We start from the raw sequence: 22195 nt of genomic DNA on the forward strand, positions 1-22195 counted from the left end.
ACGCTGGAGGGGTGAACCGAGCAGAACTCGCCGACTTCCTGCGCCGTGGCCGCGCCCGGCTGGAACCGACCGACGTGGGCCTCGCGGCGGGCGCCCGCCGTCGTACGCCCGGACTGCGCCGGGAGGAGGTGGCGTCGCTGGCCGGGATGTCGGCCGACTACTACACGCGCCTGGAGCAGCAGCGCGGCCCGCGCCCGTCCCGCCAGATGCTGACGGCGCTGGCGCGGGCGCTGCGCCTGACCGAGGACGAACGGGACCACCTCTTCCACCTGGTGGGCGAGGAGCCGCCGCGCCGGCAGGGGGCGTCGCCCCATGTCCGCCCCGGCCTGCTGCTGGTCCTGGACCGGCTGTACGACTCACCGGCACAGGTGGTCACGGACTGGGGGACGGTGCTGGCACAGAACGCGCTGGCCAAAGCCCTGGTCGGCGACGCGTCCGCCCGCCCGGCGCGGGAACGGAACCTGACCCGGCGCTTCTTCCTGGACCCGACGGCCCGTGCGCTGTTCCCGCCGGAGGACCTCCCGGCACACGCCCGCGACCACGTGGCCACCCTCCGGGCGGTGACCGCGGCCCGCCCCGACGACCCGGAACCCGCGGCCCTGGTGAGCGAACTCCGCACGAAGAGCGAGGAGTTCGCCCGGCTCTGGCAGAACCACGAGGTGTCGCTGCGCCGCCCCGCCACCAAACGCTTCCTGCACCCGGTGGTCGGGCTCCTGGAACTCGACTGCGAGGTCCTCCTGAGCCACGAGGCCCACCACCACCTCGTCATCCACACGGCACGCCCCGGCACGGAGTCGTACGACAGGCTCCGGTTGCTGAGGGTGGTGGGCCTGCAGGACATGACCCCCCAGGGGGCCGTCGGCTAGAAGCCCAGCTTGCGGAGCTGCTTCGGGTCGCGCTGCCAGTCCTTGGCGACCTTGACGTGGAGGTCCAGGAAGACGGGCGTGCCGAGGAGTGCCTCGATCTGTTTGCGGGACTTGATGCCGACCTCCTTCAGGCGCTTGCCCTTGGGGCCGATGACGATCCCCTTCTGGCTGGGGCGCTCGATGTAGACGTTGGCGTGGATGTCCAGGAGGGGACGGTCGGCGGGGCGGTCCTCGCGCGGGAGCATCTCCTCCACGACCACGGCGATGGAGTGCGGCAGCTCGTCGCGGACACCCTCCAGCGCGGCCTCGCGGATCAGCTCCGCGATCATGACCTGCTCGGGCTCGTCCGTCAGGTCGCCCTCGGGGTAGAGCGGCGGACCCTCGGGAAGGAGCGGGACCAGGAGGTCGGCCAGGAGATCCACCTGCTTGGCGCCCACCGCCGACACCGGGACGATTTCGGCCCACTCGATGCCGAGGTCCTTGCCCAGCTGGTCGATCGCGATCAGCTGCTCGGCCAGTGTCTTGGAGTCGACCAGGTCGGTCTTGGTGACGATGGCGACCTTGGGGGTCTTGCGGATCCCGGCCAGCTCCTTGGCGATGAAGCGGTCACCGGGGCCGATCTTCTCGTTCGCCGGGAGGCAGAAGCCGATCACGTCGACCTCGGCCCACGTCGTCCGTACGACGTCGTTGAGCCGCTCGCCGAGCAGCGTGCGCGGCTTGTGGAGACCGGGCGTGTCCACCAGGATCAGCTGGGAGTCCGGCCGGTGCACGATGCCGCGCACCGTGTGCCGCGTGGTCTGCGGCTGGTCCGCGGTGATCGCCACCTTCTGCCCGACCAGAGCGTTCGTGAGGGTGGACTTGCCCGCGTTGGGGCGGCCCACGAAGCAGGCGAAGCCGGCGCGGTGGACGGTCTCGGCCGGCTGCTCGGATGACTGGGTGCGAACGCTCATGCCGTTCATTCTCCCTGATTCACGGAGCACGCCGTACCGTGAGGTTTCGGTGACCTCCGCGCAACGAAACGTCACGGAAACACGGCCGTACGCGACCGGAAACCCGCACCGGTGACCCTCTGACGCAGCCCGCCCACCGTTGGAGACGCCCGTGACCCTCGCCGCCGCCGCCGTGAACACCGGTGACACCGCCTGGCTCCTCGCCGCCACCGCCCTCGTCCTGCTGATGACGCCGGGTCTCGCCCTCTTCTACGGCGGCATGGTCCGCACGAAGAGCGTCCTGAACATGCTGATGATGAGCTTCGTGTCGATCGCCCTGGTGACGGTGGTGTGGCTGGCGGCCGGCTACTCGCTGGCGTTCGGCGACGACCTCGGCGCGGGACTGATCGGCGGCCTGCACCACGCCGGCATGGCGCACATCACCCCGCACAGCGTCCACGGCACCGTCCCCACCGCCCTCTTCGCCACCTTCCAGCTGACCTTCGCGATCATCACGGCCGCGCTGATCAGCGGTGCGGTCGCCGACCGGACGAAGTTCTCGGCGTGGCTGGTCTTCGTCCCGCTGTGGACGCTGCTGGTATACGTTCCGGTGGCGCACTGGGTGTGGGGTCCCGGTGGCTGGATCCTCGCCAGGCTGGGTGCGCTCGACTTCGCCGGCGGCCTGCCGGTGGAGATCACCTCCGGTGCCTCCGGGCTCGCCCTGTGCCTGGTCCTGGGCCCGCGGCTCGGGTTCAAGAAGGACGCCATGCGCCCGCACAACCTGCCCATGGTGATCCTCGGCGCCGGTCTGCTCTGGTTCGGCTGGTTCGGCTTCAACGCGGGCTCCGCGCTCGGCGCGAACGGCCTCGCCGCCGCCGCGTTCCTCAACACGCTCGCCGCCGGCTGCACCGGTCTGCTCGGCTGGCTCTTCGTGGAACAGCGGCGCGACGGCCACCCGACCACCCTGGGCGCGGCCTCCGGCGCGGTGGCCGGCCTGGTCGCGATCACCCCGTCCTGCGGCACGGTGTCCCTGCTCGGCGCCCTCGTCGTGGGCCTCGCCGCCGGTGTCGTCTGCAGTTACGCCGTGAGCTGGAAGTTCAAGCTGGACTACGACGACTCCCTGGACGTCGTCGGCGTCCATCTGGTCGGCGGGATCATCGGCACCCTGCTGATCGGCCTGTTCGCCGAGAAGGCGATGACCGGCGGGGCGGAGGGCCTGTTCTACGGCGGCGGGCTGGCCCCGCTCGGCAGGCAGCTGCTGGCCGTGGTGGCCGTTGCGGTGTACGCCTTCGCGGTGACGTACGGCCTGGGCACGCTGCTGGACAAGGCCATGGGCTTCCGGGCGAGCGAGGAGCAGGAGCACACCGGTCTGGACCTTACGGTGCACGCCGAGACCGCATACGATCACGGCGTCCTGGGCCACGGCGCCCCGGTCTCCCACTCCGTCCTCACCTCCGCCCAGAAGGTCAAGACCCAGGCATGAAGCTCATCACCGCCACCGTGAAGCCGTACCGCCTCGACGAGGTCAAGACCGCCCTGCAGGAGCTGGGGGTGCAGGGTCTGACCGTGACCGAGGCGAGCGGCTACGGCCGGCAGCGCGGCCACACCGAGGTGTACCGGGGGGCCGAGTACCGGGTCGACCTGGTGCCGAAGGTGCGGATCGAGGTCGTGGTGGAGGACGCCGTCGCCGACGACGTGATCGACGCGATCGTCAGGGCCGCGCAGACGGGGAAGATCGGGGACGGGAAGGTGTGGGCCGTTCCGGTGGAGACGGTCGTCCGGGTGCGGACCGGCGAGCGCGGGCCCGACGCGCTCTGACCAGCAGCGCCCCGGTGAGCACACCGGCGGCGAACACCAGCGCCACCGGCAGCCAGGGCAGCGCGAGGAAGCCGGCGCTCGCCGACTCGCGGCTGTCCTGGGCGCTCGCGGTGAGCGTCAGCTCCGCCCGGTCGAACTGGGGTGCCCCGCGCCAGGTCTCGGTGAGCCGTACCCGCTGCCCCGGCAGCAGTTCGGCGGGCACCCGGGCCGGCTCCCGGTCGAGCAGCGTACGGCCGAACAGTCCGCGCGCCGTCAGCTCCACCGTGGGGTGGAGGGTGACGTTGCCGGTGTTGCGCAGGGTGTAGGAGACGGTGGCGGTGCTGTCGCCGAGGCCGGGGACGAGCGGCTGGTGGTGGCTGACGCGCAGGTCGCCGACGGCGAGAGCGGGCAGCGTGGGACCGCCGACCCGCAGGTAGACCCGGGCGCCGACGGCCCGCTGGACGCCGAGCGCGAGACGGCCGGCGCCCTTGTCGACCCGCTCGTCCAGGGCGACGATCGCACCGGCGTGGTCGCCGGGCCCGGCCCCGGCGGGGATGCGCAGGGTGAAGGGCACGGTGCGGGTCCGGTGGCCCGGCACGGTGATCCGGGACGTCGCGGGCCTGGCCCAGGCGCCCACCCCGCGCATGCGCTCCTTCAGCGTGCGGACGGCGAACCCGCCGTCGCGGGCGGTGTTGTAGGCGTCGGCGGCGTAGAGCCGGAAGGTGAGCGGCCGGGCGGTCCTGTTCCGGACGGCGACCTTGTCGGTGAGGGTCTGGCCGGGCTCTGCGGAGAGGGTGAAGTAGGGCCGTGCGGCGGTCTTCGAGGCGACCGGGTAGACGGACCAGCTGCCGTTGTCGGCGGCGCGGGCCACTGCCGTGGGCAGGCCGAGGAGCAGGGCGGTCAGGCTCAGGAGGACGTACAGCTTGCGCATGGGTGCGGACCCCCACGGACGGGAGACTGGGGAACGGGCGGGTGCGGACGCCCGTGCGTTCAGGTGAGCGTCAGCGTGAGCACCCCGGAGTACGCGCCGGGCGGCGTGAACGCCGGCACGTCCAGCGAGAGTCCGGCGTCGACGGTGAACTCACCGCCGGTCAGCGTGCCGTCGGAGGTGGACGCGAGGGTCGCGCCCGCGCTGCCCACGGTGCCCGCCGAGCCGGCCTTGCAGGTGCTGGGGCTGCCCGCCTTGGTCGCGCAGGCCGGCGTCCAGCTCAGCCGGCCGGCGTCGATCCTGGCGCCGGGACCGGTGAAGTCGGTGACCTTGCCGGTCAGGGACCAGCCCGCGGGCCCGCCGCGGAAGTCCTTGACGGTCACCGTGTTGAGACTGCCGGTGGAGGCTCCGCCCCGGCCGAAGTCGACCCCGGACAGGGCGACGGAGTCACCGGCCTGGGACATGGAGAGGGTGCCCGCCTTGACGGTGGTGGTGAGCTTCTGGCCGCCGGCCGGGACGGGTGTGCCGTCGTCGACGGCGTAGGCCGCGGGGCCGGCGCCCTTGTCCGGGTTCCAGGAGCCGCCCTCGTAGGCCACGATCCCGGTCGTCGCCTTGTCGCGGACGACGAGGGTGCCGCTGAAGGAGCCCTGGGCGTTCGCGGTCACGGTCGCGGTGTCCGCGGTCTGGGTGTCGCCGGCCCGCCCGGCCAGGGTGACGGTGGCGCCCGGTGTGAAGTGGCTGCCGCTGACGGTGACGCCGGCCCCGGGGGCACCGGAGGCCGAACCCAGCGAGATGGTCCGGGTGTTGCCGGGCGTGCCGTCGGTCGCGGTGACGGTCTGGGAGACCGGGGCGGGCGGGGTGATGACGGTGCAGGGGGTGTCCAGCTCCAGGATGTAGCTGGTGTGGATGGTGTAGTCACCGGGCGAGAGGGTGATCTGCCCGGCCTTGGTGACGGTGAACGTGCCGGTCATGGAGAAGGACGGGAAGGCGGCCTTCCCCGGCACCGGCGGGTTCTTCTTCGGTCCGGCGACGGTGACGGCGCCGCTCTGGGCGCCGCCGAGCGTCACCTTCCCGGTCGGGGTCATGATGTCGGCCGGCAGGGCCAGGTCGGTGGGGTTGCTGGCGGCGGCCTTGACCACGGTGTAGGTCACGGTGACGGTGTCGCCGACCTTGGGGCTGGTGTTGTCCACCGTGACGTTCCCGGTGGTGGTGCCGTCGATGGGCGGGATGCCCGCGACGGCCGGCGGGATGCAGTGCGTGGCGAAGTCCACGTCGGTGCCGGCGGCGCCGGCCGGGCAGGCCAGCGCGCCGCTCGCGGTGACCGCGAGGGCGGTCGCCCCGAGCAGTGACGCCCAGCGCCACCGTCGGGCTCTTCGGGGTGTCGGACCCATGGGCCCCCTCCTGAGGGTTGCTGGCGCAGCGGCTCGTCTGCGCCGACAGGGGGCATTGATGTGGAGCGGGGGTGAGAAGTCAATGGAGATGCCGCAGAAAGCTGACGGATCATCAGTTTCCGCGGCATCCGGAACACTTCGCTCGGTCGGGTCAGTCGAACACGAACGGGCCGGGCGACTGCTTGGCCGAGGCCGTACAGGTCACGGTGACCCCGAAGATCACCATCTTCAGCGAGCCGCCGTACGCCTCCAGCCTGTCGCCGGCGCCCACGGTGCCGGGCAGCGGGCCGACGGTGACCGCCGAGCCGCTCGCCATGGCCGGGTTCTTCGTGCCGCTGAAGACGGTGGTGCCGCCGCTCGCCCTGACCATGGTGAGCGTGGAGGCGATCGAGTCCTGGGCCACCGCGACCGGCGTCCTGATCGCGGTGGAGGTGAGGGTGAGGGTGGCCGAGGTGCCGGCCTGGGTGGCGGTGAGCGTGGCCGTTCCGCCGCCGAAGATGCCGCAGTTCGCGGTGATGGTCGCCGACTGGGGGGTGACGGCGGCCGCGGTGGGGGCGAAGGCGAGTCCGGTGACCGCGAGGGCCCCGGCGGCCAGTGCCGCACCCGTTGCCGTGCGCTTGCCTCTCATGGGGATCCGCTTCCCTTTCCTGGTGGGGAGTGCCGCGTGGGGACGGCCGACGGACGGGAGGGCTCGCGCAGGCGGGTGCGGGCACACTGCGCGGGGGTGCGGATCTGACGGCCCGTCGGAACGTATGGCCCCATTGACGCGCGGCGGCCGGAACCCAACAAGGTTGAATTCCGGCCGACCTTCTGTTCGGTGACGCGCTGTCCGGTGCCGCCTCAGCCCGCGGAGACGGTGTCCCGCACCGTGCCGTCGGGCGCGGCGAGCAGCACCGGCGTCCCGGCGCCTCCCAGGTCGGCGACGGCGGCCAGGTCCTCCGCCGGCACGGACTCCGCCTCGCTCACCACCGCCGCCGCCTCCAGAGAGGTGGCCCCGGAGGCCACGGCCATGGCGACGGCCGTCCGCAGCGCGCTCAGCCTCAGCGAGGCGAGCTCCACCGACCCGGCGACATAGGTCCGTCCGGTGTCGTCCCGTACGGCCGCGCCCTCGGGCACCGCGTTGCGGGCCCGGGCGGAACGGGCCAGGGTGACGATCTTGCGGTCCTCGGGGTCAAGCGCGTTGCTCTCGGTCATGCCCCGAGCATACGAAGTCCCGGCCGGGAGTCAGTCGAGGGTCTGCGTGATCTCGCTGCGCGCGCCCGTGTGCACCACTCGCCCCCGTGCCCCGTTCACCAGGGGGAGGTGGGGCGGCACGTGCCCGCACTCGACGTCGGCGACGATCGGCACGCCCAGCGGGCCCAGGGCGTCGAGGACGGCCTCGTACTGGGTGAGGGTGCGGCTGTCGGGAGCGTGGGTGCGGCCCACGAGGACGGCGGCCGCCCGGTCGAAGAAGCCGGCGAGGCGCAGGCCGTGCAGATTGCGGCAGATCTCGAACGCGTCGTCCTGGCAGGCCTCGACGTAGACGAGCAGCGGCTCGCCGACGGCGAAGGAGGACGTGTCCAGGTACGGCGTCCCGGTGAGGTTGGCGAGGATCTCGATGCAGCCGCCGATCAGCCGGCCCTCGGCGTCGACGTCTCCGCCGCCGTCGAGGCGGGTCCAGCCGCCCTCGGCGTCGAGGGTGAGGTCGCGGATGCCGGGGTCGGCGGCCCAGTCGTCCCAGCCTCCGGTCCGGTGGCGGCCCGGCGGGCTCTGGGTGAACGGCTCGCCCTGTGCGGCGGTGACGACGTCGAGCCAGGACACGAGGCCCTCGGGCGTGCGGTAGGGCGTGTCCATGAGGTTGTTGCCGTGCACGGTCGCGATGCCGGTGCGCAGGGTCAACGGGGTGATGATCGTGGAGATGTCGGACCAGCCGACCATCCACGTCGGCTCGGCCCGCGCGATCCGTTCGAGGTCGAGCAGCGGCAGCAGGTCGATCGCGGTCTCCCCGCCCCAGGGAGGGACCACGGCCCGGACGGCGGGGTCGGTCAGCATCTCGGTCAGCTCGGCCGCGCGCTCCGCCGCCGGCGCGCTGACGTGGGTCGTCCCGTCCATGCACCGGCCGACGACCACCTCGTACCCGCGCGCCTCCAGGTCGCGTACGGCGAGGTCGAGGCGGCCCCGGAGCTCCTCGGCCACCCCGCTGGACGGGGACGTCACGCCGATACGGTCACCGGGGCGCAGGGGGCGTGGATATCGCACGGTCATGCCGGATTCTGACATGCACCCGCCTGGACCCGGCAACGGTTTTTCACGGCCGGTCCAGCCGCAGCCGCTCCGCCCTCGGAAGGCCCGCGACGACCAGGTCGTACGAGTCCTCGATCAGCTCCTTCACGAGCCCGTCGGGGAGTCCGCCGTCCACCGTCACCGTGTTCCAGTGCCGCTTGTTCATGTGCCAGCCGGGGACGATCAGTCCCTCGTGCTCCCCGCGCAGCCGAAGGGCGTCCTCCGGGTCGCACTTGAGGTTCACCGTCAGGGGCCGCGCGTCCAGGCTGGTCAGCGCGAACATCTTGCCCAGCACCTTGAAGACGGACGTCTCGGGGTTGAACGGGAAGTCCTCCACCACCGCGTTGAAGGAGAGGCAGAAGGCGCGCAGCTGCTGCGGGGTCACTCGGGCCCGGCCTCCTCGGGGACGGGGGCCGGGAGGGGTTCGACCAGGACCGTCACGATCTTGTTGCGGCGGCCGGCCGCGGCCTCCGCCGTCAGCCGCAGGCTGCGCCCGTCGGGCAGGGCGACCTCCGCCGAGGCACCCGCGATGGGCACCCGGCCGAGCGCCTTGGCGAGAAGTCCGCCGACGGTCTCCACTGCCTCGTCGTCGTACTCCTCCAGCCCGTACAGCTCGCCGAGGTCGGTGATGTCCAGGCGGGCCGTGACCCGGAAGCGGTCGTCGCCGAGGTCCTCCACGGGCGGCAGTTCCCGGTCGTACTCGTCGGTGATCTCGCCGACGATCTCCTCCAGGATGTCCTCGATGGTGACGATGCCGGCGGTGCCGCCGTACTCGTCGATGACGACGGCGACGTGGTTGCGCTCCTTCTGCATCTCCCGCAGCAGGTCGCCGGCGTTCTTGGTGTCGGGCACGAAGACGGCCGGGCGCATCGCCGTGGAGACCAGGTCGCCCTCCGCCTCCCGGTTGATGTGCGTCTTGCGGACCAGGTCCTTCAGGTACACGATCCCGACGATGTCGTCCTCGCTCTCCCCGGTGACCGGGATGCGGGAGAAACCGGAACGCAGGGCCAGGGTGAGGGCCTGGCGGATGGTCTTGAAGCGCTCGATGGTGACCAGGTCGGTGCGCGGCACCATCACCTCGCGGACCAGGGTGTCGCCCAGCTCGAAGACCGAGTGCACCATCCGGCGCTCCTCGTCCTCGATCAGCGACTCCTTCTCCGCGAGGTCGACCAGCGCGCGCAGCTCCGCCTCGGAGGCGAAGGGCCCGCGCCGGAAGCCCTTGCCGGGCGTGAGCGCGTTGCCGATGAGGATCAGCAGCGACGGGATCGGCCCCATGACGCGGGCCAGCGGCAGCAGCACGTACGCCGCCGCGGTCGCCGTGTTGACGGGGTGCTGGCGGCCGATGGTGCGCGGGGAGACGCCGACGGCGACGTACGACACGAGCACCATCACACCGATGGCGACCAGCAGGGCCTGCCAGGTGGCGGCGAACTCCTGCAGGCAGGCGTAGGTCACCAGGGCCGCGGCGGCCATCTCGCAGGCCACGCGGACCAGCAGGGCGACGTTCAGATAGCGGGTGGGGTCGGCGGCGAGCTGCGCGAGCCGCGCACCGCCGCGCCGGCCGGACTTCACGGCCTCCTCGGCCCGGAAGCTGGAGACCCGCGCGAGGCCCGCCTCCGCGCAGGCGGCGAGCCAGGCGACGACGACCAGCGCGATCGCGCCGACCACGATCTGCGGAGACATCCGGCCCGCTTACGAGACGGTCGGCGCCGGCGACGGCCCGGTCAGGCCGCGCTCGGCCCGCCATCCGTCCACGATGGCGGCCTGGAGGCCGAACATCTCGGCCTTCTCGTCGGGCTCCTCGTGGTCGTACCCGAGCAGGTGCAGCACGCCGTGGACGGTGAGCAGCTGCAGCTCCTCGTCCATGGAGTGCTGCGTGGGCGCCTCGGCCCCCTGCTTCGCGGCGACCTCCGGGCACAGGACGATGTCGCCGAGCAGCCCCTGCGGCGGCTCGTCGTCGTCCTTGGACGGCGGGCGCAGCTCGTCCATCGGGAACGACATGACATCGGTGGGGCCCGGAAGGTCCATCCACTGGATGTGCAGCTGCTCCATGGCGTCGGCGTCCACGACGATCACCGAGAGCTCGGAGAGCGGGTGGATGCGCATCCGCGCGAGCGCGTAGCGGGCGATGTCCAGGATCGCCTGCTCGTCTACCTCGGTGCCGGACTCGTTGTTGACGTCGATCGACATGGTCGTGCTGGTCTACTTCCCCTTGGTGCCCTTGGCGCCGGACGTGCCACGGCCGCCCTTGGGGGCGCCGCTCTCGGTGCCGTACTTGCTGTCGTACTTCTCGTACGCGTCGACGATACGGCCCACCAGCTTGTGCCGGACGACATCGTGGGACGACAGCCGGGAGAAGTGGACGTCCTCGACCCCTTCGAGGATCTCCTGCACCTGCCGCAGACCGGACTTCTGCCCGTTGGGCAGGTCGACCTGGGTCACGTCACCCGTGATCACGATCTTCGAGTCGAAGCCGAGGCGGGTCAGGAACATCTTCATCTGCTCGGGGCTCGTGTTCTGGGCCTCGTCCAGGATGATGAAGGCGTCGTTGAGCGTGCGTCCGCGCATGTAGGCGAGCGGCGCGACCTCGATCGTCCCGGCGGCCATCAGCCGGGGGATGGAGTCCGGGTCGAGCATGTCGTGCAGCGCGTCGTACAGCGGGCGCAGGTACGGGTCGATCTTCTCGTAGAGCGTGCCGGGCAGGAAGCCGAGGCGCTCGCCGGCCTCCACCGCCGGACGGGTCAGGATGATCCGGTTGACCTGCTTGGACTGGAGGGCCTGCACGGCCTTGGCCATGGCCAGGTAGGTCTTGCCGGTGCCGGCGGGGCCGATGCCGAAGACGACCGTGTGCTTGTCGATCGCGTCGACGTACCGCTTCTGGTTGAGGGTCTTGGGGCGGATCGTCCGGCCGCGCGAGGACAGGATGTTCTGCGTCAGCACCTGCGCCGGGGTCTCCGGGCCGTCGCTCGTCCCGTTCTCGCTCGCCTTGAGCATCGCGATCGAGCGTTCCACTGCGTCCTCCGTCATCGGTTGCCCGGTGCGGAGCACCAGCATCATCTCGTCGAACACGCGCGAGATCAGGGCGACGTCCACCGGGTCGCCGACCGCGCTGATCTCATTTCCCCGGACGTGGATGTCGGCCGCCGGGAAGGCCTTCTCGATCACCCGCAGGAGGGCGTCGCCGGACCCCAGCACGGTCACCATGGGGTGCTGGGCGGGGACGGTGAACTGCGCTCTCGCCTGCTCCTGCGCGGGGGTGTGAGCTGTAGGTGTCTGTGTCATGGGCCGGCGCTTAAGGCCTGCGCTTCCTCCTCGTCACGGCCGCACAGCTGAGGGCGGCCTCGCGATTCCAGGGTACGACGGGGGGCCGACATCGCCGTAGGGCTTTTCATACGACCGCTTCACCCGGTACGTCAGCCCGAACGGCGGAAGCCGATCGTGGGTACGGCTCGCCGCAGTGGCCAGGGCCGGTCCAGCCGCTCGGGGACCAGGCCCTCCAGGAACTCGTACCGCCGCAGCGCCGCGGGCGACTGCCCCGGCAGGGACTGCACGCGCCGCCACCACGCGCCGATCTCCGACCAGCCCGGCGCCGACAGCGAGCCCCCGAACTCCTGCACGGACAGCGCGGCCGTCAGCCCGGCGAAGGCCAGCCGGTCGGCGAGCGGCCAGCCCGCGAGGGAGCCCGTCACGAACCCGGCGACGAACACGTCCCCCGCCCCGGTCGGGTCCAGCGCCTCCACGGCGATCGCGGGCACCTCGGCGGCCTCCCCCGTGCGCCGGTCCACGGCGTAGGCGCCCTCCTCCCCGAGGGTGACCACGGCCACCGGCACGTGCTCGGTCAGGGCGTGCGCGGCCAGCCGCGGGCAGTCGGTGCCGGTGTACCGTTTCGCCTCCTCCGCGTTGGGCAGGAACGCCTCGCAGTGCTCCAGGTCGGCCAGCCCGGACAGGTCCCAGGCGCCCGTGTCGTCCCAGCCGACGTCGGCGAAGATCCGGGTGCCGTCGCGGGCCGCCCGGGCGATCCACGCGGCGCGCGTGCCGGGGGTGAGGGAGGCGACGGCCGCACGCGCGCGGGGCGGGTGCGCGGGGGCGCCCTCGTCGGGGAACACGGCCTCGGGCGGCGGCTCGTGGCCGTGGGAGACCATGGTCCGCTCGCCCTCGTAGGCCATCGAGACGGTCACCGGGGAGTGCCAGCCGGGCACGGTCCGCGAGGCGGAGAGGTCGATGCCCTCGCCCTGCTCCAGCGCGTCCCAGCAGTACTCGCCGTAGTGGTCGTCGCCGAAGGCCGCGGCGAGGGCGGTGCGCAGGCCGAGCCGGGCCAGGGCGGTGGCCATGTTGGCGACCCCGCCGGGGCTGGAGCCCATGCCGCGGGCCCAGGACTCGGTGCCGCGCACCGGTGCCGAGTCCAGGCCGGTGAAGATGATGTCGAGGAAGACCGTGCCGGTGAGGTAGACGTCCCAGGGCGGGTCGCCGGGGGCGCGCAGCGCGGCGAGCGGGTCGACCTGGGTCTGGCAGCGCGCTGCCTGGGTGAGGTGTTCCGGTTCCTCTCCGGTGAGGGTGTGCGACGGCGTCACGGTGCGCTCCCTGGCGTGGTGCGGTTCTGGCCAGTGTGCACCAGGTCGGGCACCGGGATGCCGCACGGCGTCGGTCACCAGCGGGGCATGACCGGTGTCCGCCAGTCCGGTTCCGCGACGCGCATCGCCGCGGCGTCGTCGCGGTCGCGCAGCGCGCCGTCGTCCTCGGCCCACCGCCGGTGCAGGCGGGCGAGTTCGTCCCGGTCGAGTTCGACGCCGAGGCCCGGCGTATCGGACACCGCGACCCTGCCGTCGTCGAAGGCGGGCCGTTCGGTGAGGACGTCCTCGGACTGCCAGGGGTAGTGGGAGTCGCAGGCGTGGTGCAGGTTCGGGACCGTGGCCGCGACCTGGGTCATCGCGGCGAGGCTGATGCCGAGGTGGGTGTTGGAGTGCATGGACACCCCGACCCCGAAGGCGGCGCAGACCGCGGCGAGCCGCTGGGTGTTGCGCAGCCCGCCCCAGTAGTGGTGGTCGGAGAGGACGACCTGGACGGCGTCCTCGGTGAACGCCTCCCTGATCTCCCCGAAGGTGGTCACGCACATGTTGGTGGCGAGGGGGACGGCGGTGCCGGCGGCGACCCGGGCCATGGCGGGTGTGCCCAGCGTGGGGTCCTCCAGGTACTCCAGGACGTCGCCGAGTTCCCTCGCGACCTTCAGCGAGGTCTCCACCGACCAGGCGCCGTTGGGGTCGAGCCGCAGCGGGTGGCCGGGGAAGGCGTCGGCGAGGGCGCGGACGGCGGCGATCTCCTCGTCGGGCGGGAAGACACCGCCCTTGAGCTTGAACGAGCCGAACCCGTGCAGTTCCCGCATCCGGCGCGCCTGTTCCACCACGCCGGCCGGGTCGAGCGCGGCGCCCCACGCGTCGGGTTCGGCGGAGACGCCCGCCGGGTGCCCGTCCCACTTGTAGAAGAGGTAGGCGCTGTACTCGACGGCGTCCCGCACCCTGCCGCCGAGCAGCGCGTGCACGGGCAGCCCGAGTGCCCTGCCCTGGGCGTCGAGGCAGGCGACCTCGAAGGCGGACAGCACGGACAGCCGGAGCTTGTCGGCGGTCTGCACCCCGCGCAGGCCGCCCGCGTCCGCCTCCCCCTCGACCCGGGAGGCGTCCACGGCGAGGTCGATCCCGAACAAGCCGTTCACATCCGTGACCGAGCGTCCGGGGAGTCGTTCGGCCAGCTGCCGGGCCAGCTCCAGGTACTTGGTGTCGCCGTACGTCTCACCGAGTCCGGTGACCCCGTCGGCGGTGACGATCTCCACGATCAGCCGCGGGGTGTACGGCTGGTGCACGCCCTGGGTGTTGAGCAGCGGCGGGTCGGCGACCAGGATCGGCGTCAGCCGTACCTCGGCGATGGTCAGGTCACGGGTCACAGGGAGGCTCCTACGAGGTCGAGTCCGGCGGTGAGGAGGGCCTTCAGGTCGGCGAGGTCGGCGGGCGCGGGGTCGGTGAGCGGGGCGCGCACGGGCCCGACCGGCTGTCCGCGCAGCCGGGCCGCCGCCTTCACCAGGGACACCGCGTATCCGGGCACCCGGTCGCGGAGTTCGACGAACGGGACGTAGAAGCCGCGCAGCAGTTCGTCGGCGGTGCCGTGGTCGCCGTCGCGGAGCGCGGTGAAGAAGGCGCCCGCGATCTCGGGGGCGAAGGCGTGTACGGCGGAGGAGTAGGCGGGGACGCCGACGGCGGCGTAGGCGCGGGCCTGGATCTCGGCGGTGGCGGCGCCGTTGAAGAAGAGGAAGCCGTCGGGGGCGGCCAGGGTGAGGCGCTGGAGCCGGTCGAGGTCGCCGTGGCCGTCCTTGAGGCCGATGACGTTCGGGACGCGGGCGAGGCGGCGCAGCGAGCCGGCGGTGTAGGCGACCTGGCCGCGCTGGTAGGCGACGAGCGGCAGCCGGGTGCGGGCGGCGAGGTGCTCCAGCTGGGCGGCGAGGCCGTCCTGCGGGGCCTCGGTCGGGTAGTGCGGCAGCACGAGCAGGGCGTCGGCGCCGGCCTCCTCGGCGATCCGCGCGAACCGGGCGGCCTGCGCCCAGCCGTAGCCGGTGCCGGCCACCACGGGCACACGGCCGTGCGCCTCCTCGACGGCGACGGTGACGACGGTCCGGTACTCGTCCTCGTCCAGCGAGAAGAACTCGCCGGTGCCGCAGGCGGGGAAGAGGGCGCCGGGGCCGGCGGCGAGCCGGCCGGCGACGTGGGCGCGGAAGCCGTCGGGATCGAGGGCGCCGTCGTCGCGGAACGCGGTGAGCGGGAAGGAGAGCACCCCGCGCGCCATCCCCTCCCGCAGTCGCCGCGCCACCTTCTGCGGAGCCGGGTCGCCGCTCACGAGCATCTCCTCTTATGAATATCGTCCACATATGAGAACGGAGGCTAGGGCTTCTTGCCCCTGGACACCACCCCCAAACCCCACCGTGGTCCGGATCACACCGGCCGGTCTTCTTCCGAAACCGCGTGCTTGATACAACTTGCTCGCGCGTTCCTGTCCGTCGACGGTCGCAGCCCATCCCCCTTTCTCCTCAAGCCCTTTCCGAGCCGTACCGCTCGCCTGCCCTGGGAACGCCCGTGTCCGCCCGCCGCACCCTGCCCTGGCCCCTCGTCGCCCTCTTCGTGGCCGGGTACCTCGCCCCCTACCTCCTGCCGACGACGGTCGGACGCCTGGACGCGGGCCTGCCGCTGACGGCCACTCAGGCCGGCGCCGTCGGCAGCGCGCTGCTGCTGAGCGCCGCGACGGCGGGCTTCCTGCTGGCCTCCCGCGTCGAGCGGGCCGGCCCGCGCACCCTCGCCCGCGCCGGCCTCGCGCTCGCCGTCCTCGGCTACGGCGGCGCCGCCCTCACCAGCGCCGTACCGGCCGTGGTCGCGGGCGCGGTGCTCGGCGGGTTCGGGTCGGGGACGGTCACGGCGGTCGCCGCGAGCGGCATCGCGGCCGTGGGTCTCCCCCCGCGCGAGGGCGTCCGAGCGTGGGGGGCGGATCCGCACCGGGTCACCACGCTGGGTCTGCTCGGTGTCTCCGCGCTCGCGGGCGCGCTGTACCTGACGATCCCCCGCTTCGGCCCCGGCCACGGCCTCCCGCTGGCCGCGATCGCGCTGACCGCGCTCGCCGTCTGGCCGCTCACCGGACGTCTGTCCCCGCGTACCGCCCCGGTCCGCCCCACGGCCGGGTACGACCGTCTCCCCCACCTCCGGGCCGGGCTCCTCCTGGCGGCCGCGATGCCCTGCTGGTCCCTCGCCCAGAACGCCCTGTGGGGGGTCAGCGGCCGGATCGGCCTCGCTCAGGCGCACCTCACCGAGGTCACCGTCGGCGCGGTCTTCGCGGTCGCGCTCGGCGCCGGGCTCCTCGGTGTCGTGGGCGCGGGCGCGCTCGGCCCGCGGCTGGGCCGGGCGCTGCCGATCGGTGCCGGTACGGCCCTCATCGCGGGCTGCGTCGCGCTCAGCGCGGCGGCGACGGACCTGCCCGCGTTCGCGGCGGGCGAGATCGCCTGGAACCTGCTGTACCCGGTCGTGCTGTCGTACGTCATCGCCCTGGCGGCGTCCCTGGACCCGCGGGGCCGCTGGACGGTCCTGGTGGGCTCGGCGTCCTCACTGGGGACGGCGGCGGGGCCGCTCGCGGGCAGTGCGCTGGCGGCCGGGGCGGGTTTCCCGGCGATGGGGCGGGTGCTGGGCGCCGGGCTGCTGCTGGTGGCCGTGCCGATGACGGCGGTGGCGGTGCGGGCGGGCAGGCTCCCCCGGCCGGTCATGGCACCGGCTCGGGACATCCCGGTCGCGGAGGTCCCTGCCACGGAGATTCCGGTCGTGGAGATCCCGGTCGTCGAGATCCCGGTCGTCGAGATCCCGGTGGAGTCGCCCGCCGTACCCGCCCGGCGTGCCTACGAGACGGCGTCCCCGAACTCGTACGCCTCCACCTCGGCGAGGTAACGCGCCCGCCGCTCCTCGTCGTCCTCCAGGAAGGAGGCGAGGAAGGAGTTGCGGGCCAGCTCGCGCAGCCGGTCCCGGGACAGGCCCAGGGTCCGGTGCACGGCCGCGAAGTTGTCGCCCGCGTAGCCGCCGAAGTACGCGGGGTCGTCGGAGTTCACCGTGCACAGCAGGCCCGCGTCGAGCATGGCCGGCAGCGGGTGGCCGGCCAGGGTGTCCACGGCGCGCAGCCGGACGTTGGACAGCGGGCACAGGGTCAGCGGGATCCGCTCCCGGACCAGCCGCTCGACGAGCGCCGGGTCCTCCATGCAGCGCAGTCCGTGGTCGACCCGCTCCACGCCGAGGACGTCCAGCGCCTCGGTGATGTACTCCGGCGGCCCCTCCTCACCGGCGTGCGCGACCCGGCGCAGCCCGAGCGCGGCGGCGGCCTCGTACACCTCCCGGAACTTCACCGGCGGGTGCCCGACCTCGGCGGAGTCCAGGCCGACCCCGGTGATCCGGTCCAGGTACGGCTTCGCGGCCTCCAGCGCGGCCAGGGCCGACTCGGCGGACTCGTCCCGCAGGAAGCACATGATCAGCCTGGTGGACACGCCGTGGCGCGCCTCGCTGCCCCCCAGCGCCCGCCACAGCCCCTCCACGACCGTGCCCATCGACACGCCCCGGGCCAGGTGGGCCTGCGGGTCGAAGAAGATCTCCGCGTGCCGCACGCCCTGCGCGGCGGCCCGGGCGAGGTAGGCGTTCGCCAGGTCGGCGAAGTCCTGCTCGGTGCGCAGGACGGCCATCAGCTCGTAGTACAGGTCCAGGAAGGACTGGAGGTCCTCGAACCGGTAGGCCTCGCGGAGGGCCTCGGTGTCCGCGTACGGGAGGGTCACACCGTTGCGGGCGGCCAGCTCGAACGCCAGCTCAGGCTCCAGCGTGCCTTCGATATGGAGGTGCAGTTCTGCTTTCGGGAGGGGCATCAAAGCATCGTACGGCCGCTTCACCGCCGTTTCGGAACCGGCACCCGCAGCAGGTCGTACGCCACGGTCAGCTCGCCCTCGAAGCCCGCCGCCCGCGCCTGCCGCTCGAACTCCTCCGGGTCGGTGTAGCGCTGGCTGAAGTGGGTGAGGACCAGGTGCCGTACGCCGGCGTCCCGGGCCACGGCGGCGGCCTGTCCGGCCGTCAGGTGCCCGTGTTCCACGGCGAGTTCGACGTCCTCGTCGAGGAACGTGGACTCGATGACGAGCAGGTCGCAGCCCTCCGCGAGCGCGTGCACGCCGTCGCAGAGCCGGGTGTCCATGACGAACGCGAACCGCTGCCCGCGCCGCACCTCGCTGACGTCCTCCAGGGTGACGTCCCCGAGCCGGCCGTCGCGCTGGATGCGGCCCACGTCAGGGCCCCTGAGACCGTGCGCGGCGAGCCGGTCGGGCAGCATGCGGCGGCCGTCGGGTTCGATGAGCCGGTAGCCGTAGGACTCGACGGGGTGGGAGAGCCGGCGGGCCTCCAGGGTGTACGAGCGGGTCACCGCGAGGATGCCGTCGGCGGCGACCGGGGCCTCGGTCAGGCCGACCGTCTCCCGGTAGGCGGTCGCGTAGCGCAGCCGGTCGAAGAAACGCTGCCCGGAGCGCGGGTAGTGCGCGGTGACCTCGTGCGGCACCCGGTCCAGGTTGATCCGCTGGACGACTCCCGCGAGTCCGAGGCAGTGGTCACCGTGGAAGTGCGTGACGCAGATCCGGTTCAGGTCGTGGGCGGCGACCCCGGCGCGCAGCATCTGCCGCTGCGTGCCCTCGCCGGGGTCGAACAGGATGCCCTCGCCGTCCCACCTCAGCAGGTAGCCGTTGTGGTTGCGGTGCCGGGTGGGGACCTGACTGGCGGTGCCGAGGACCACCAACTCGCGTACGGACACCGCTTATCCGGGCGGCCACTCGAGGCCGCGCCCGCCGAGGACGTGGGCGTGGGCGTGCCAGACGGTCTGGCCGGCTCCCGAGCCCGTGTTGAAGACGAGGCGGTAGCTGTCGAGCTTCTCCTCGTCGGCCACGGCCCTGGTCTCCGCGAGCACGTCGGCGGCCACCTGCGGGGCGCCCGCGGCGAGCTCGGCCGCGTTCTCGTAGTGGGCCTTCGGGATCACCAGGACGTGGGTGGGGGCCTGGGGATTTATGTCGCGGAAGGCTACGGTCGTCTCGGTCTCGCGGACGATCGTCGCCGGGATCTCACCCGCGACGATCTTGCAGAACAGGCAGTCGTCCTGCGGTTCTCCGGCCATGCGTGTGCCTCCTGTGATCCATTCCGTGGGCATCGTAGTCGGTCAGCCGGGCAGGCCCGGTGGTGTTTTCGCGGGGCGTTCCTCCAGTGCCTCCAGTGCGAGCCGGATCGCCTCGTCCAGCTGGGTGTCCCGGCCCGCCGCCCAGTCCTGGGGCCTCTGTACGACCTCCACGTCCGGATCCACCCCGTGGTTCTCCACGTCCCAGCCGACGCCCTCCAGCCACATCGCGTACTTCGGCTGGGTGACCAGGGTGCCGTCGACCAGGTGGTAGCGGCTGTCGATGCCGATGACACCGCCCCACGTGCGGGTGCCGACGACCGGGCCGATGCCGAGGGCCTTGACGGCCGCGTTGACGATGTCGCCGTCGGATCCGGAGAACTCGTTGGCGACGGCGACGACGGGGCCCCGGGGGGCGTCGAGCGGGTAGCTGGTGGGGCGCATGCCGCGCGGGAGGTCCCAGCCGATGATCCGGCGGGCCAGTTTCTCGACCACGAGCTGGGAGGTGTGGCCGCCCCGGTTCTCCCGGACGTCGACCACGAGGCCCTCGCGGGCGACCTCGACGCGCAGGTCACGGTGGATCTGGGCCCAGCCGGGTGCCTGCATGTCGGGGACGTGGAGGTAGCCGAGGCGGCCGGCGGAGGCCGCGTGGACGTGGGCCCGGCGGTCCGCGACCCAGGCGTGGTAGCGCAGGGGTTCCTCGTCGGCGACGGGGACGACGACGGTGTGCCGGGGTTCGCCGCCGGCGGCCGGGGAGACGGTCAGTTCGACGGGGTGGCCGGCCGTGCCGGCGAGCAGCGGTCCGGGGCCCGTCACCGGGTCGACCGGGTGGCCGGCGACCGCGATGATCGCGTCGCCGGGACGGACCGCGACCCCCGGTGCGGCGAGCGGGGAGCGGGCGTCCGGGTCGGAGGTCTCCGACGGCAGGATGCGGTCGATGCGCCAGCTGCCGTCCTCGTGGCGGGAGATGTCGGCGCCGAGCAGGCCGTGCCGGGTGCCGCCGGAGCCGCCGCGCGGGGTGACGTAGGCGTGCGAGGTGCCGAGTTCGCCGTGTACCTCCCAGAGCAGGTCGACCAGGTCGCTGTGGGTGGCGAGGCGGGCAAGGAGCGGGCGGTAGCGGTCGAGGACGCCGGTCCAGTCGGCGCCGCCGAGGTCGGGCCGCCAGAAGTGGTCGCGCATCAGGCGGCCGGTCTCGTCGTACATCTGCCGCCACTCGGCGGCCGGGTCGAGGGTCTGCCGGACGCGCGCGAGGTCGACGGTGACGCTGGTGTCGCCGTCGTCGTCGCTGCCGGTACGGCGGTCGCCGGGGACGACCCGGAGCCGGCCGTCGCTCCACAGCAGGACGCGTTTGCCGTCGCCGCTGACCTCGAAGTGGTCGGCGGCGGAGGCGAGGTGTTCCAGGCGGCGCTGGGCGAGGTCGTAGCGCTCCAGCTCGGTGTGCGGGTCGGGGTCCTCCGGGTGGGCGCGGGCGGCACCGAGGACGCCCTCGACGGGGTGGCGCAGCCACAGGACGCCGTCCTTGGCGGCGCGGAGCGTGGAGTAGCGGCCGGCCTCCACCGGGAAGGGGACGATGCGGTCGGCGAGGCCTTCCAGGTCGATGCGGGTGGCCGGGGCGCCCTCGCCGTCGGGGACCTCGTCCTTGTCGGGGGTCTCGAAGGGGCGGCCGTGGCGCTGGGGGCCGAACGGCGAGGGGGTGGTGGCGGCCAGGGTGATCAGGTGCGGCCGGGCGCCGACCACGAAGGCGAGGTCGAAGGCGTGTTCGTCGTAGACCGGGTCGAAGGCGCGGTTGGAGAGGAAGGCGAGGTGTCTGCCGTCGAGGGTGAAGGCGGGCGCGTAGTCCTGGAAGCGCAGCGGGGTCGCCTCGGTGACCGAGAGGTCGGTGGTGTGGGCGATGCGGAGCTGGGACAGCGGGCGGGGGCCGGGGTGGGCCCAGGCGAGCCAGGCCGAGTCGGGTGAGAAGGCGAGGCCGCAGACCTCGCCGTCGTCGCTGCGGTCGACCTCGCGGACCTCGCCGGTCTCGCGTTCGACCAGGAGCAGCCGGCCGTCGTGCGCGGCCACGGCGGCCCGGCTGCCGTCGGGCGCCATGGCCAGTTCCAGGACACGGCCCAGCTCTCCGGCGGCGAGCCGGCGCGGCGGGGCGCCGGGCACGGTGCCGGTGGCGGGCGCGAACTCCAGGGCGTCCTCCCCCTCGGCGTCCGTCACCCACACCACCCACTCCTCGCCCTCGGCGCGGAAGACGCGCGGGGTGCGGGCGCGGACGCCGGGGGTGGCGGCCAGGGCGCGGGCGGGGCCGGAACGGTGGGTGACCCAGTGGATGCCGCCGCGCACGCAGACGGCACTGCCGCGCGCGGTGTGGTCGGGTGCGGCCTCGCCGAACCAGCGGGAGGCGTTGACCGGGCGGGGCCGCAGGTCGACGCGGGGTCCGCCGAGCCGTACGTCCAGCCGGCGCGGCTCGGCGCCGTCCAGGTCGTCCAGCAGCCAGAGTTCACCGGCCGAGCTGTAGACGACCCGGGTGCCGTCACCGGCCGCGTGCCGGGCGTAGAAGCCTCCCAGGGGGGTGTGCCGGCGCAGGTCGGAGCCGTCGGCGAGGGAGGAGTAGAGCGCGCCGGTGCCCTCGTGGTCGGAGAGGAAGGCAATCCTCCCCCGAGTTCTCGGCTCCGCTCGAACAGGGGGGACCCCCATCCCCGCCCACACCGGGCACTCGATGTTGCCGTCGAGGTCCTCGTGCAGCCGGACGAACTCCCCGTCGCCGTCCCGGTCGATCCACAGCTTTCCGGCGGTGCCGCCCCGGTAGCGTTTCCAGTGGGCGGCCTCGCGGCCCATCGGCGCGGACAGCAGCACGGTGGCCGGGCCGAGGGCCACGTCGCCGACCGGGCCGTACGGCAGGGTCTCGGCCGGTCCGCCGTCCAGCGGGACGGCGTGCGCCCAGGAGTGCCGGAGACTGGGCCGGCCCTGCGCGCCGAGCGCGAGAACCCGCCCGTCGGGGGTCCAACCGCGCACCTCGGTGCGGCGGTTGCCCCAGTACGTCAGCCGCTCGGCGGGGCCGCCGTCGACCGGGGCGGCATGCACCTCGGGGGCGCCGTCCCGGGTGGAGGTCCAGGCGAGGTGCCGTCCGTCGGGTGATATCCGGGGCCGGGTCACCGGCACGTTGTCGGCGCTGACCCGCCAGGCCCGGCCGCCGTCCAGCGGGGCGAGCCACACGTCGTCCTCGGCGACGAAGGTCACCAAGTCGCCGTACAGGTGGGGGAATCGGAGATAGGCGCCCTGAGTCACCCCGTCACTGTACGCAGCGACCGGTGTGCTCCGCTCCCGGTTCGCCGA

Annotated in this window: 21 protein-coding genes; 4 read left to right on the plus strand and 17 right to left on the minus strand. The window is 73.2% G+C overall.

Going from position 1 to position 22195, the window contains the following annotated elements; all coding sequences use genetic code 11:
* The first annotated feature begins 11 nt into the window (after nucleotides 1-11).
* Nucleotides 12-866 (plus strand): helix-turn-helix transcriptional regulator, encoded by an 855-nt coding sequence (locus ACZ4VF_RS11965; RefSeq protein WP_467925249.1) that lies wholly within the window; start codon nucleotides 12-14, stop codon nucleotides 864-866.
* Here the strand turns inward: ACZ4VF_RS11965 and era are convergent.
* Nucleotides 863-1816, minus strand: coding sequence for a GTPase Era (era, locus tag ACZ4VF_RS11970; RefSeq protein WP_467925250.1), 954 nt, complete (start codon nucleotides 1814-1816; stop codon nucleotides 863-865). The genes ACZ4VF_RS11965 and era overlap by 4 nt on opposite strands.
* A 151-nt stretch (nucleotides 1817-1967) precedes the next feature.
* On the opposite strand from era, the gene ACZ4VF_RS11975 reads away from it, so the two are divergent.
* The gene (locus tag ACZ4VF_RS11975; RefSeq protein WP_467925251.1) at nucleotides 1968-3278 is read left to right on the plus strand and encodes an ammonium transporter; all 1311 of its coding nucleotides are present in this window, start codon (nucleotides 1968-1970) and stop codon (nucleotides 3276-3278) included.
* Complete coding sequence (locus ACZ4VF_RS11980; RefSeq protein WP_467925252.1) at nucleotides 3275-3613, plus strand: P-II family nitrogen regulator; 339 nt, start codon at nucleotides 3275-3277, stop codon at nucleotides 3611-3613. The genes ACZ4VF_RS11975 and ACZ4VF_RS11980 overlap by 4 nt, the downstream gene beginning before the upstream one ends.
* On the opposite strand, the gene ACZ4VF_RS11985 is transcribed toward ACZ4VF_RS11980, so the two are convergent.
* From ACZ4VF_RS11985 to ACZ4VF_RS12040, 12 genes are all read right to left on the minus strand, one after another.
* Nucleotides 3507-4523: a DUF916 domain-containing protein gene (locus tag ACZ4VF_RS11985; protein ID WP_467925253.1), complete on the minus strand. Its 1017-nt coding sequence runs from the start codon at nucleotides 4521-4523 to the stop codon at nucleotides 3507-3509. The genes ACZ4VF_RS11980 and ACZ4VF_RS11985 overlap by 107 nt on opposite strands.
* Nucleotides 4524-4582: 59 nt before the next feature.
* Entirely contained in the window at nucleotides 4583-5911 is a 1329-nt protein-coding gene (locus tag ACZ4VF_RS11990) for a WxL domain-containing protein (RefSeq protein WP_467925254.1), read from the minus strand.
* Between the two features lie 151 nt (nucleotides 5912-6062).
* Entirely contained in the window at nucleotides 6063-6539 is a 477-nt protein-coding gene (locus ACZ4VF_RS11995) for a hypothetical protein (RefSeq protein ID WP_467925255.1), read from the minus strand.
* A 212-nt stretch (nucleotides 6540-6751) separates the two neighbouring features.
* The gene (locus ACZ4VF_RS12000; protein ID WP_467925256.1) at nucleotides 6752-7105 is read right to left on the minus strand and encodes a cytidine deaminase; all 354 of its coding nucleotides are present in this window, start codon (nucleotides 7103-7105) and stop codon (nucleotides 6752-6754) included.
* A gap of 30 nt (nucleotides 7106-7135) precedes the next feature.
* Nucleotides 7136-8155 (minus strand): S66 family peptidase, encoded by a 1020-nt coding sequence (locus ACZ4VF_RS12005; RefSeq protein ID WP_467925258.1) that lies wholly within the window; start codon nucleotides 8153-8155, stop codon nucleotides 7136-7138.
* 43 nt (nucleotides 8156-8198) lie between these two features.
* The gene (locus tag ACZ4VF_RS12010) at nucleotides 8199-8558 is read right to left on the minus strand and encodes an MmcQ/YjbR family DNA-binding protein (protein ID WP_467925260.1); all 360 of its coding nucleotides are present in this window, start codon (nucleotides 8556-8558) and stop codon (nucleotides 8199-8201) included.
* On the minus strand, nucleotides 8555-9856 hold the full coding sequence (locus tag ACZ4VF_RS12015; protein ID WP_467925262.1) for a hemolysin family protein: 1302 nt from the start codon (nucleotides 9854-9856) through the stop codon (nucleotides 8555-8557). Before ACZ4VF_RS12015 ends, ACZ4VF_RS12010 begins: the two co-directional genes overlap by 4 nt.
* Before the next feature lie 9 nt (nucleotides 9857-9865).
* Entirely contained in the window at nucleotides 9866-10363 is a 498-nt protein-coding gene (ybeY, locus tag ACZ4VF_RS12020) for an rRNA maturation RNase YbeY (RefSeq protein ID WP_030657030.1), read from the minus strand.
* A gap of 12 nt (nucleotides 10364-10375) precedes the next feature.
* Nucleotides 10376-11455, minus strand: coding sequence for a PhoH family protein (locus tag ACZ4VF_RS12025; protein WP_467925264.1), 1080 nt, complete (start codon nucleotides 11453-11455; stop codon nucleotides 10376-10378).
* A gap of 131 nt (nucleotides 11456-11586) precedes the next feature.
* Nucleotides 11587-12744 (minus strand): carbohydrate kinase family protein, encoded by a 1158-nt coding sequence (locus ACZ4VF_RS12030; RefSeq protein WP_467925266.1) that lies wholly within the window; start codon nucleotides 12742-12744, stop codon nucleotides 11587-11589.
* Nucleotides 12745-12818: 74 nt separating this feature from the next.
* A complete protein-coding gene (locus ACZ4VF_RS12035) occupies nucleotides 12819-14108 on the minus strand; it encodes a glucarate dehydratase family protein (protein ID WP_467925268.1) in 1290 nt (429 codons plus the stop codon).
* Nucleotides 14105-15001 carry a 5-dehydro-4-deoxyglucarate dehydratase gene (locus ACZ4VF_RS12040; RefSeq protein WP_467925636.1) on the minus strand — a complete coding sequence of 299 codons (897 nt, stop codon included), beginning with the start codon at nucleotides 14999-15001 and terminating at the stop codon, nucleotides 14105-14107. The genes ACZ4VF_RS12035 and ACZ4VF_RS12040 overlap by 4 nt, the downstream gene beginning before the upstream one ends.
* Before the next feature lie 287 nt (nucleotides 15002-15288).
* On the opposite strand from ACZ4VF_RS12040, the gene ACZ4VF_RS12045 reads away from it, so the two are divergent.
* Nucleotides 15289-16638 (plus strand): MFS transporter, encoded by a 1350-nt coding sequence (locus ACZ4VF_RS12045; protein WP_467925270.1) that lies wholly within the window; start codon nucleotides 15289-15291, stop codon nucleotides 16636-16638.
* On the opposite strand, the gene ACZ4VF_RS12050 is transcribed toward ACZ4VF_RS12045, so the two are convergent.
* The 4 genes from ACZ4VF_RS12050 to ACZ4VF_RS12065 are packed head-to-tail and all read right to left on the minus strand — an operon-like array spanning nucleotide 16590 to nucleotide 22147.
* Nucleotides 16590-17594: an adenosine deaminase gene (locus tag ACZ4VF_RS12050; RefSeq protein ID WP_467925272.1), complete on the minus strand. Its 1005-nt coding sequence runs from the start codon at nucleotides 17592-17594 to the stop codon at nucleotides 16590-16592. The two genes, ACZ4VF_RS12045 and ACZ4VF_RS12050, sit on opposite strands and share 49 nt — an antisense overlap.
* Before the next feature lie 20 nt (nucleotides 17595-17614).
* Nucleotides 17615-18520 carry a ribonuclease Z gene (locus ACZ4VF_RS12055; RefSeq protein ID WP_467925274.1) on the minus strand — a complete coding sequence of 302 codons (906 nt, stop codon included), beginning with the start codon at nucleotides 18518-18520 and terminating at the stop codon, nucleotides 17615-17617.
* Between the two features lie 3 nt (nucleotides 18521-18523).
* A complete protein-coding gene (locus ACZ4VF_RS12060) occupies nucleotides 18524-18877 on the minus strand; it encodes a histidine triad nucleotide-binding protein (protein ID WP_467925276.1) in 354 nt (117 codons plus the stop codon).
* Between the two features lie 42 nt (nucleotides 18878-18919).
* Entirely contained in the window at nucleotides 18920-22147 is a 3228-nt protein-coding gene (locus tag ACZ4VF_RS12065) for a S41 family peptidase (protein WP_467925278.1), read from the minus strand.
* Nucleotides 22148-22195: the final 48 nt, after the last annotated feature.

The sequence above is a fragment of the Streptomyces sp. NPDC029151 genome (genome assembly GCF_055564315.1).